Raw genomic sequence first — 11,313 nt, 5'->3', positions numbered from 1 at the left:
TGGTGATGGCCCGTCCGGGCGGGCATCGCGACCCGGCGTACCTGCGCGAAGTGATCCAGGCCCAAGGCATCACCACGCTGCATTTCGTGCCGTCGATGCTCGATGTGTTCCTGGCCCATGGCGAGGCGAGCGCCTGCGCGGGGCTGGTGCGGGTGATGTGCAGCGGCGAGGCCTTGCCGGGGCACCTGGTGCGGCGCTTCAAGGCGCAGCTGCCCCGCACTGGCCTGTACAACCTGTACGGCCCGACCGAAGCGGCGGTGGACGTGACGGCATGGGATTGCACGGGGGCAGACACCCCGGACAGCACGCCCATCGGCAAGCCGATTGCCAACACGCGGATCTACCTGCTCGATGACCATCAACAACCGGCGCCCCTGGGCGTGGCCGGTGAGATTTACATCGGCGGGGTGCAGGTGGCGCGGGGTTACCTGAACCGTCCGGAATTGACCGTCGAGCGTTTCCTGCGGGATCCGTTCAGCGACTTGGTGAATGCCCGGATGTACCGCACCGGTGACCTGGGTCGTTACCTGCCGGACGGCAACATCGAGTACCTGGGGCGCAACGATGACCAGGTGAAGATCCGTGGTTTCCGCATCGAATTGGGCGAGATCGAAGCCAAATTGGCGCAACACGAGGCGGTGAAGGAAGCCGTGGTGCTGGCCCGTGAAGATGCGCCGGGCGAGAAACGCCTGGTGGCTTATTTCACCCCGCACTCAGTGGATGACATGGCGGATATCGAGGCCCTGCGTACCCATCTGCTAGGGCAACTGCCGGAGTACATGGTGCCGACCGCCTACGTGCGGCGCGATGCACTGCCGCTGACGCCCAATGGCAAACTCGACCGCAAGGCGCTGCCGGCACCGGACCTGGACGCGGTGATTACCCGCGACTACGAGGCACCGCAGGGCAGCGTCGAAACGACGCTGGCGCAGCTGTGGGCCGAGTTGCTCCAGGTCGAGCGGGTGGGGCGTCACGACCACTTCTTCGAACTGGGCGGCCACTCGTTGCTGGCGGTCACGCTGATCGAACGCATGCGTCAGGTGGGCCTGAGCGCCGATGTGCGCGTGCTGTTCGGTCAGCCGACGTTGGCGGCATTGGCGGCGGCCGTAGGGGGGACCACGGAGATTGTGGTGCCGGTCAACGGCATTACCCACGGTTGCGCACGCATTACGCCGGACATGCTGCCGCTGGCCGATCTGACTCAAGAGGAGATCGAACAGGTTGTCGCGGCGGTGCCGGGCGGCGTCAGTAACGTTCAAGACATCTATGCCCTGGCGCCGCTGCAAGAAGGCATCCTGTATCACCACCTGGCTTCGCAGCAGGGTGATCTCTATGTGCAGCAGGCCACCTTCAAGTTCAAGGACCGCGCCCGGCTGGATGCCTTTGTCGACGCGTTGCAAGGCGTCATCGACCGCCACGACATCTTGCGCACCGCCGTGCTCTGGGAAGGTCTGCGCGAGCCCGTGCAAGTGGTCGTTCGCCAGGCACAACTGATTCTGGAGGAGTGTGTTTTCCAACCGGGCCATGACGTCACCGCGCAATTGCTCGAACGTTTCGACCGGCAACACGCGCGTCTCGATGTCCGCCAGGCACCGCTGATGCGCCTGGCATTCACCCATGATGCCGCCAACCAGCGCTGGATCGCCATGCTGCTGTTCCATCACATGGCCCTCGACCACACGGCGCTGGAAGTGGTGCAACACGAGATGCAGGCGCACCTGCTGGGCCACGCAGACCAATTGGGCGCAGCGGTGCCGTTCCGCAACTACGTGGCCCAGGCCCGCTTGGGCGTGAGCCGTGAGGAACATGAAGGGTTCTTCCGCGACATGCTCGGTGACATCGAGGAACCCACCTTGCCGTTCGGCTTGCTGGACGTGCGCGGCGACGGTAGCGATATCGAAGCCGCCGGACTCAACCTCGCCGCCGACCTGAGCCGCCGTCTGCGAGCCCAGGCCCGTCAGCTGGGCGTGAGCGCCGCGAGCCTGCATCACCTGGCCTGGGCGCAGGTCCTGAGTATCGTGTCCGGCAAGCCGGACGTGGTCCTTGGCACCGTGCTGATGGGGCGGATGCAGGGCGGCGAGGGGGCCGACCGTGCCCTGGGCATGTTCATCAATACGTTGCCGTTGCGAGTGGATATCGGTACCCAAGGCGTGCGTGATGGGGTGAAAGCCACCCACGCTCGCTTGACCGATCTGCTGGGGCACGAGCACGCCTCGTTGTCCCTGGCCCAGCGTTGCAGCGGCGTCGCCGCGCCGCTGCCGTTGTTCAGTGCCTTGCTCAATTATCGGCACAGCGCAATGGGCACGGCTTCGAGCGAGGCGTTCGCCGCCTGGGAGGGCATCGAGGCCCTGGGCAGCGAAGAGCGCACCAACTATCCATTGACCTTGTCGGTGGATGACCTGGGCGAAGGTTTCAGCGTGTCGGCGCTGGCGGTGCCGCAGATCGGTGCGCAACGGATGTGTGTCTACATGAACATTGCCCTGGAACATCTGGTGGAGGCGTTGGAGCAAGCGCCGCAAACCCCGTTGAACAGCGTGTCGATCCTGCCGTCGGCCGAGCGTCGACACGTGCTGGTGGATTTCAATGCCACCACCCGGCGCTATCCCCAGGACAGGACCGTCCACGGCCTGTTCGAGGCTCAGGCCCAGGAACGCCCGCAAGCCATTGCGGTCGTGCACGACGCCCACAGCCTGACCTACGCCGAATTGAACCGCCGGGCCAATCGCCTGGCCCGTCATCTGGTCGGCCTTGGTGTGCAACCGGGCGATCGGGTGGCGATTGGGCTGGAGCGCTCCATCGAGCTGCTGGTCAGCCAACTGGCGATCCTCAAGTGTGCCGCCGCCTACGTACCGCTGGATGTCAGTGCGCCGCTGGAACGGCAACAGTTCATGGTGCAGGACAGTGGGGCGCAGGTCGTGCTGACGTTGAGCTCGACGGTAGCGCCTGAAGCTTCGCAACGGGTGGATCTGGATACGCGGGTCTTCAATGACGCCACCGATAACCTTGGTTTGGTGCAAAGCTCCGAATCAGTGGCCTACATCATGTACACCTCCGGTTCCACCGGCACCCCGAAAGGTGTGCTGGTTCCCCATCGGGCGATCAACCGGTTGGTGATCAACAACGGCTACGCCGATTTCAACGCCCAGGACCGGGTCGCCTTCGCCTCCAACCCGGCGTTCGACGCCAGCACCCTCGATGTCTGGGCACCGTTGCTCAATGGCGGTTGCGTGGTGGTGGTCGACCAGGACGTGTTGCTGTCCCAGGCGGATTTCCACGCGCTGTTGCTCGAACAATCGGTCAGCGTGTTGTGGATGACCGCCGGCCTGTTCCATCAATACGCCGCCGGGCTGATGAGGGTGTTCGCCCAATTGCGCTACCTGATTGTCGGCGGCGACGTGCTCGACCCGGCGGTGATCGGCCGCGTCCTGAAAGAAGGCGCGCCGGCTCATCTGCTCAACGGCTACGGCCCGACCGAAGCGACCACTTTCACCACCACCCACGAGATCAAAATCGTGGGCGAGGGCGGTATCCCGATTGGTCGCCCGGTTGGCAACACTCGTGTCTATGTGCTGGACGCCAATCAACAACCGGTGCCCATCGGCGTGGCGGGCGAGTTGTACATCGGTGGCGACGGCGTGGCGAAAGGGTATTTGAATCGCCCTGGGCTGACCGCCGAGAAGTTCGTCGCCGACCCGTTCAATGCCGATCCGGATGCGTTGCTGTACCGCACCGGCGACCTGGCGCGCTGGCGTGCGGACGGCACGGTGGATTACCTGGGGCGTAACGACGACCAGGTGAAGATCCGCGGTTTCCGTATCGAACTGGGCGAGATCGAAGCCCGGTTGGCTGCGCAGGATGACGTCAAGGATGTCGTGGTGCTGGTGCGTGAAGACGTTCCGGGTGAGAAACGCCTGGTGGCGTACTTCACCCAGCACGCGGTGGAGGAGGTGCTGCCAATCGAAGACCTGCGCGGGTATTTGCACGCGCAACTGCCTGACTACATGGTGCCGGCGGCATACGTGCGGCTCGACACATTGCCGCTGACCGCCAACGGCAAACTCGACCGCAGGGCGCTGCCGGCACCGGGCCAGGAGGCCGTCGTCAGCCGTGGCTACGAGGCCCCGCAAGGCGAAGTCGAAACCCTGTTGACGCAGATCTGGCAAGACGTGCTGGGCCTGCAACAGGTCGGCCGCCACGACAATTTCTTCGAACTGGGCGGGCATTCGTTGCTGGCGGTCCGTTTGCTGGGGTTGCTGGCCCAAGCCAACCTGACGGTGTCGCTGGCCGAGCTGTTCCAGCACGAAAGCGTCGCGTCCATGGCCTTGTTGCTGCAGACCCGCACCACCGACATTCAGGTGCAGGAGGCTTTTGTACCGGTGCGCGCCACCGGCCAGCAGAATCCGCTGTTCCTGGTGCATGAGTTCAGCGGCCTGGATCTGTACTTCCCGATGCTGGGCAAACACATCGATCCGGATATTCCAGTCTATGGCCTGCCGGCCATCCCGTGGGGCGAGTCACAGCTGCAGACGATGGAGTGCCTGGCCTCGCGGCTGGTGGGCGTCATCCGCTCGGTCCAGCCCCAGGGCCCTTATCGCCTGGCCGGCTGGTCGTTCGGCGGCGTGCTGGCCTACGAGATTGCCATCCAGCTCATTGGCCTGGACGAAGAGGTCGAATTCGTCGGCCTGATCGACAGCTACCTGCCACGGTTGGTGGACCAGGGCAGGGAACGCTGGTCACCGGGTGAAGCCCACACACGGCATTTGCTGGATCGCTGCGAAGTGTTCTGGAAGGCCGGCACATTGGCTGAGGCTGACCTGGCGTCGGTGCTCGAAAAACTGGCCCATCTGCAGACCCGATTGAACGATTTCGCATTGGAAGACCTGGTGCAACTGTGTGGTGACGAAGGCCTGCTGCCCCCTGAGCTGGCCGGCTACAACGCGGCCCAGCTCTGGCAGTACCTGGATCGCGAGGTCGCCCACGGTCATGCCCTGGCCCATTACCGGGTGTATCCGATTTCCGTACCGGTGCACCTGTTGATAGCCGAGGAACGCAAGGACGATGCACCCGAGCATTCCGGCTACCTGGGTTGGGACGCTGTCCTGCCCACGACGCAAATGCACTGCGTCAAGGTCCCGGGCAACCACCAGACGATGATGCAGGCCCCACAGGTCAAGGCATTGGGCCAAGCCATCAGCGATGCACTGGGCACCGTCGCGGCACGACCAACGCCTGCGCCGAAGAACCGTTACCAGCCACTGCTGACGATCCAGGGCGGACGTGCCGACCGGGCGCCGATCTTCTGCGTGCCGGGGGCTGGCGACAGCGTGACCGGTTTTATCGGGCTGACCGACGCCTTCGGTCCGGAATGGCCTATCCACGGGTTGCAACACCGTGGACTGGACGGCAGCACCGAGCCTTTCAGTCTCGTGGAAACCGCCGCCCAGGCATATCTCGACGCAATCGACAAGGTACAACCGGAGGGGCCGGTGCATCTGCTCGGCCATTCCTTCGGTGGTTGGATCGTGTTCGAGATGGCGGCCCGCCTGAATGCTCGGGGTCGCAAGGTGGCCTCGTTGACGCTGATCGACAGTGAGTCGCCGGGCGGCAACGGCGTGGTGGGCAAGCCCTACACCGCGACGGGGGTGCTGAATCGGCTGATCGAGGCGATGCAGTTGGCGTCCGGCAAGTCCTTGGGCATCGATGCCACGGTCTTCGGCACCCAGGACGATACCGCGCAGATGCGCTTGCTGCATGCCGGCATGGTTCGGGCCGGCATGCTGCCGCAGCGCTCGGCGGTGGATGCCATGCGCGGTCCGGCGCGGGCCTTCGGCACGGCCCTGCGCACGGTCTATCAACCGCAACACCGCTACACCGGGCCGGTGCGGTTGGTGCTGGCCAATGATCCAACCCTGGACACAGCCGGCAATAAACGCGAACAGGAGCAAATGATCGAAGGATGGCGCAAGCATATCCCTGACCTCAGCATCTGGTACGGTCCGGGCAACCACTTCACGATCCTCAAGGCCCCCCACGTACACAACCTGGCAGCCTGGTGGCAAGACGGCCTGCCCATGCTCGACGAGGAGGCCGCCAGTGATTACGTATGACGGCTCTTCCTTGACGCACATCCATGGAACCCGGCGCCACGCTGGCCGGGCCTGAAATCAACGCACTCATGGTTATTTATGGAAAAGTCGAAGTTTCGAAAAATCGCTATCGTGCTCGTCCTGGTCGTGGTGGCCGGTCTGATTTTCTACAGCGCGCAATCGCCGGGCAAACCGCCGGAGTACCTGACCGCCATGGTCGAACGCACGGACATCGAAAACGCGGTATTGGCGTCCGGCACGCTCCAGGGCGTCAAGCAGGTCGACGTCGGAGCCCAAGTGTCGGGCCAACTGAAGTCGCTCAAGGTCAAGTTGGGTGACAAAGTCAAGAAGGGCCAGTGGCTGGCGGAAATCGATCCGATGCTGGCGCAGAACTCCTTGCGCCAGGCCCTGGTCAACGAGGAGAACCTGGTGGCCAAGCGGCAGGCCACGGCGGCGCAACTCAAGGACGCCAAGGCCACCTATGATCGCTACAAGAAACTGCAACCGGACGACGCGATCTCCAAGCAGGAATACGAGACCGCCGAGTCCAACTACAGGGTGGAAGAGGCGAACCTGCTCTCCCTCAATGCGCAGATAAAAGACGCCCGCATCCAAGTGGAAACCGCGCGGGTCAACCTGGCCTACACCCATATCGTTGCGCCGATCGATGGCTACGTGGTCGGGGTCGTGACGCAGGAAGGCCAGACCGTGATCGCCGAGCAACTGGCGCCGGTCCTGCTCAAGCTCGCCGACCTCGACACCATGACGGTCAAGGCGCAGGTGTCGGAAGCCGACGTGATCCACATAGTGCCTGGCCAAGAAGTGTATTTCACCATCCTGGGGGAATCGGAAAAGCGTTATTACGCCAAGCTGCGCGGCACTGAACCGGCGCCGCAGAACTTCCTCGAAACCCAGAACGCCGGGACGGCCAAGCAAAATACCGCGGTGTTCTACAACAGCCTCTTCGACGTGCCTAACCCTGACCATCGCCTGCGCATTTCCATGACGGCCCAGGTCCGTATCGTCCTCGACAAGGCCAAGGACGTGTTGACGGTTCCCGTCGCCGCCCTGGGTGCGAAAAACCAGGATGGCAGCTACGTGATCCGTGTGCTGGATGCCGAAGGCAAGGCCCAGCCGCGTAATGTGAACATGGGCATCAACAACAACGTCAGGGTCGAGATCAAGGATGGCCTGGCTGAGGGTGACAAGGTCGTCATCGGCGAGCCGATCCCGGCCGTGGCGGGAGCCTGACCATGACCCAACCATTGCTGGAACTCAAGGGCATCACCCGCAGCTTCCAGGCCGGCGAAAAGGCCTTCATCGCCCTCAAGGACATCAACCTGACGATCAATGCCGGCGAGGTGGTTGCGATTACCGGGGCGTCCGGCTCCGGCAAATCGACCCTGATGAACGTGCTTGGCTGCCTCGACCACCCGAGCGCCGGTAGCTACAAGGTGGATGGGCGCGAAACCGGTTCGATGAACGACCGTGAACTGGCGGTGTTGCGTCGTGATCACTTTGGTTTCATTTTCCAGCGCTACCATTTGCTGCCGCACCTGAGCGCCTTGCACAACGTCGAGATGCCGGCGATTTATGCCGGCGCCGCCGAGTCGCAACGGCACAGCCGTGCCGGAGAGCTGCTGAAACGCCTGGGGTTGATGGGGCATTTGAGCAATCGGCCCAACCAGCTTTCGGGTGGCCAGCAGCAGCGGGTGAGTATCGCCCGGGCCCTGATGAACGGCGGCGACATCATTCTGGCGGACGAACCCACCGGTGCGTTGGACACCACCAGCGGCAAGGAAGTGATGAAGATCCTGCTGGAGCTCAACCGGGCGGGGCACACGGTCATCATCGTGACCCACGATGAGAAAGTGGCGGCCCACGCCCAGCGCATCATCGAGATCCGCGACGGCGAGATCGTCAGTGATCGGCCCAATCCGCAACAACCCTTGGAGGATCAGTCGCCGCAAGGCACACGTCCGGCCAAGGTCAAGCCGGTGAACGGACTGCGCGCCAGCTTCGGCTTGTTCAGCGAAGCGTTCAATATGGCCTGGGTGGCGCTGATCTCGCATCGAATGCGCACCCTGTTGACCATGTTGGGCATCATTATCGGTATCACTTCGGTGGTTTCGATCGTGGCCATCGGCGAAGGGGTCAAGGCGTATGTCCTGAAGGATATCCAGGCGATTGGCAGTAATACGATCGAAATCATGCCTGGGGCTGACTGGGGGGACAGTCGCTCGACCGCTATCGAAACCCTGGTGCTGTCCGACGTCACGGCCTTGAGCGACCAGTATTACATCGACAGCGCGACGCCCAACGTTGGCCGCAATCTGCTCTTGCGGTTCGAAAACATCGACATCAATGCGACCGTCAACGGTGTCAGCGAGAGCTATTTCCAGGTTCGTGGGATCAAGATCGGCTCCGGCGTCGCGTTCAGCAAGGACGATGCCCGGCGCCAGTCACAAGTGGTGGTGATCGACCACAATACCCGCCAGCGACTGTTCCCGAACAGTGATCCGTTGGGCAAGGTGATTCTCATCGACAACCTGCCTTGTACGATCATCGGCGTGACCGAAGACCGCAAAAGCGTGTTCAACACCAACAAGAACCTGAATGTATGGATGCCCTATGAGACGGCGGCCGGCCGATTGCTGGGCCAGCGCTTCCTGGACAGCGTTACGGTGCGGATAAAGGATGGTCAACCGAGCAAAATCGTAGAAGACCACGTCGTCAAGCTCCTGACCCAACGCCATGGCATCAAGGACTTTTTCACCTACAACCTCGACAGTGTGATGCAAACAGTGCAGAAGACCAGCCAGTCCCTGGCGCTGCTGCTCTCGTTGATCGCAATTATTTCGCTGGTGGTCGGTGGCATCGGTGTGATGAATATCATGCTCGTCTCGGTGACCGAACGTACCCGCGAGATCGGTATCCGCATGGCCGTCGGTGCACGCCAGTCGGACATCCGCCAGCAGTTCCTGGTGGAGGCGGTGATGGTGTGCCTGATGGGGGGGATGATTGGTATCGCCTTGTCGTTTGGTATCGGCTACGTCTTTTCGATCTTCGTCAAGGAGTGGCAGATGGTGTTCTCGGTGGGCTCGATCATCACCGCTGTCGTCTGTTCGACCCTGATCGGAGTCGTGTTCGGCTTCGTGCCTGCGCGCAATGCCGCGCGGCTCGATCCGATCAATGCATTGGCGCGGGATTGAGCCGGGCTGCCGGGCTCGAAGCCAGGCATGGAACCTGAAGCCAGGCACGGAACCTGAAGCCGGACATGGAACCTGAGCCAGGCATGAAACCTGTGGCCAGACATAGAACTTGTGGCGAGGGAGCTTGCTCCCGCTGGGCTGCGAAGCAGCCCTAAACCCTGGCAGCTCGGTCCGTCTGGTTGATGGAGTCGACCGTGTTGGGGCCGCTTCGCGACCCAGCGGGAGCAAGCTCCCTCGCCACAAGAATTGTGCCTGGCGCTTTATACCGCCACGCATGCTGCATGGGAGCGTGTTTCGCCAACCTTCTTCACCGCCTGTTCGAAGCGGTCCAGCACCATGCCGACCTCGGTCTCGGTGATGGTCAAGCATGAAGCCAGATATGGAACTTGAGGCCAGGCATGGAACCTGTGGCGAGGGAGCTTGCTCCCGCTGGGCTGCGAAGCGGCCCTAAACCCTGGCAGCTCGGTCCGTCTGGTTGATGGAGTCGACCGTGTTGGGGCCGCTCCGCGACCCAGCGGGAGCAAGCTCCCTCGCCACAGGAATTGTGCCTGGCGGCTTATACCGCCACGCGTGCTGCATGGGAGCGTGTTTCGCCAACCTTCTTCACCGCCTGTTCGAAGCGGTCCAGCACCATGCCGACCTCGGTCTCGGTGATGGTCAGGGGCGGCAGGAACCGGAGCACTGCGCCATGGCGCCCGCCGGTTTCCATCATCAAGCCGTTGTCGAAACAGTTGAGCTTGATGGCATGTGCACGTGCGCCGTCAGCCTGGCCGGCGCGCTGATTGTCTGCCGGCTGGGTGATTTCCACGCCGATCATCAACCCGCGCCCACGGATGTCGCCGATGAATGGACAACGCTGTGCGATGTCCTGCAGGCCGCTCTCCAGGCGCTCGCCCATCCGCGCGGCATGGGCGACGAGATGGTCTCTGCGGATTTGCTGCATGGTCGCGGCGCCGGCAACCATTGCCACCTGATTGCCGCGGAAGGTCCCCGCATGCATGCCAGGCCCCCAGGTATCCAAGTGTTCGGCATACACGATCACCGCCAATGGGTAGCCACCGCCGATGGCTTTGGACAGCACCAGGATGTCGGGGACGATGCCGGCGTGCTCGATGGCGAAGGTGCTGCCAGTGCGTCCCAGGCCAGTCTGGACTTCGTCGACGATCAGCAAGATGTCCTGCTCCAGGGTGATTTCCCGCAGGGCCCGCAGCCAGTTGGCCGAAGCCGGGATGCAACCGCCTTCGCCTTGCACCACCTCGACGATGACCGCCGCCGGTTTGGCGACGCCGCCTTCGGGGTCCGAGAGGACGGTACGGATGTAGTCGATGGACAGTTGATCGGTGTGTTCGCCATTCGTGCCGAACGGGCATCGAAACCGATAGGGGAAGGGCAGAAAGTGCGTGCCTTGGGCAATCATGCCGTCGCCGGTCTTGGGAGACAGCTTGCCCATCGCCGACAGTGCGCCGGCCGTCATCCCATGGTAGCCGCCGTGGAACGCCATCAAGGGCGAGCGTTTGGTGTAGTGGCGGGCCAACTTGATGGCGGCCTCGACGGCATCCGAACCGCTGGGCCCGCAGAAGAGAATCTTGCTGGTGTCGCGCATTTTCGCCGGCAGCATCGAGAACAGCTCCTGCACGAACGCGTGTTTGGCCGGCGTGGCCAAGTCCAGTGCCTGCTGCAGGTGGTCGCTGTCGAGGAAGCGCATCACCGCATCCCGGACTTCGGGCGGGTTGTGCCCGAGGGCCAGTGTCCCGGCGTTCGACAGGCAATCGAGGAACTCCTGGCCGCTGGCGTCCTTGATACGCATGCCCTTGCCGCTGACGAACAGTCGCTGGAAAGTCTGCGCATAAGTGCGTGCGTTCGACTCGATGTTTTCGAGGTAAGTGAGTGCTTCCATATTCGATCATCCATTGGCGATGGAAAGTGAACCGAGCGGGGGCCATTCATGCTCGACAGCAAGTGCAGCCATTACTGGGCAGGTCGAGATCATTTCAACAGGCCCCCGTCTTTATCGC

3 protein-coding genes and 2 pseudogenes are annotated in these 11,313 nt (G+C 62.9%); 4 read left to right on the top strand and 1 reads right to left on the bottom strand.

From position 1 onward, the window contains the following. The 4 genes and pseudogenes from ACIPQ1_RS08085 to ACIPQ1_RS08070 all read left to right on the top strand — a co-directional run. Positions 1-6,107 (top strand): amino acid adenylation domain-containing protein (locus ACIPQ1_RS08085; RefSeq protein ID WP_446533912.1); only part of this gene is annotated, 6,107 nt, incomplete at its 5' end. A gap of 78 nt (positions 6,108-6,185) precedes the next feature. Next, positions 6,186-7,337: a macrolide transporter subunit MacA gene (gene macA, locus ACIPQ1_RS08080; protein ID WP_446533911.1), complete on the top strand. Its 1,152-nt coding sequence runs from the start codon at positions 6,186-6,188 to the stop codon at positions 7,335-7,337. Positions 7,338-7,339: 2 nt separating this feature from the next. Next, positions 7,340-8,027, top strand: a pseudogene (locus tag ACIPQ1_RS08075) (ABC transporter ATP-binding protein); the annotation flags it as partial. Between the two features lie 68 nt (positions 8,028-8,095). Continuing rightward, positions 8,096-9,298, top strand: a pseudogene (locus tag ACIPQ1_RS08070) (ABC transporter permease); the annotation flags it as partial. Between the two features lie 556 nt (positions 9,299-9,854). Here ACIPQ1_RS08070 and ACIPQ1_RS08065 read toward each other — a convergent pair. Beyond that, on the bottom strand, positions 9,855-11,195 hold the full coding sequence (locus ACIPQ1_RS08065) for a diaminobutyrate--2-oxoglutarate transaminase family protein (protein ID WP_411384834.1): 1,341 nt from the start codon (positions 11,193-11,195) through the stop codon (positions 9,855-9,857). Between the last annotated feature and the right edge of the window lie 118 nt (positions 11,196-11,313).

This window comes from Pseudomonas sp. LARHCG127 (assembly GCF_052871455.1).
The sequence above is the reverse complement of the archived record's forward strand: the minus strand, read 5'-3'. Positions and strand labels throughout refer to the sequence as shown.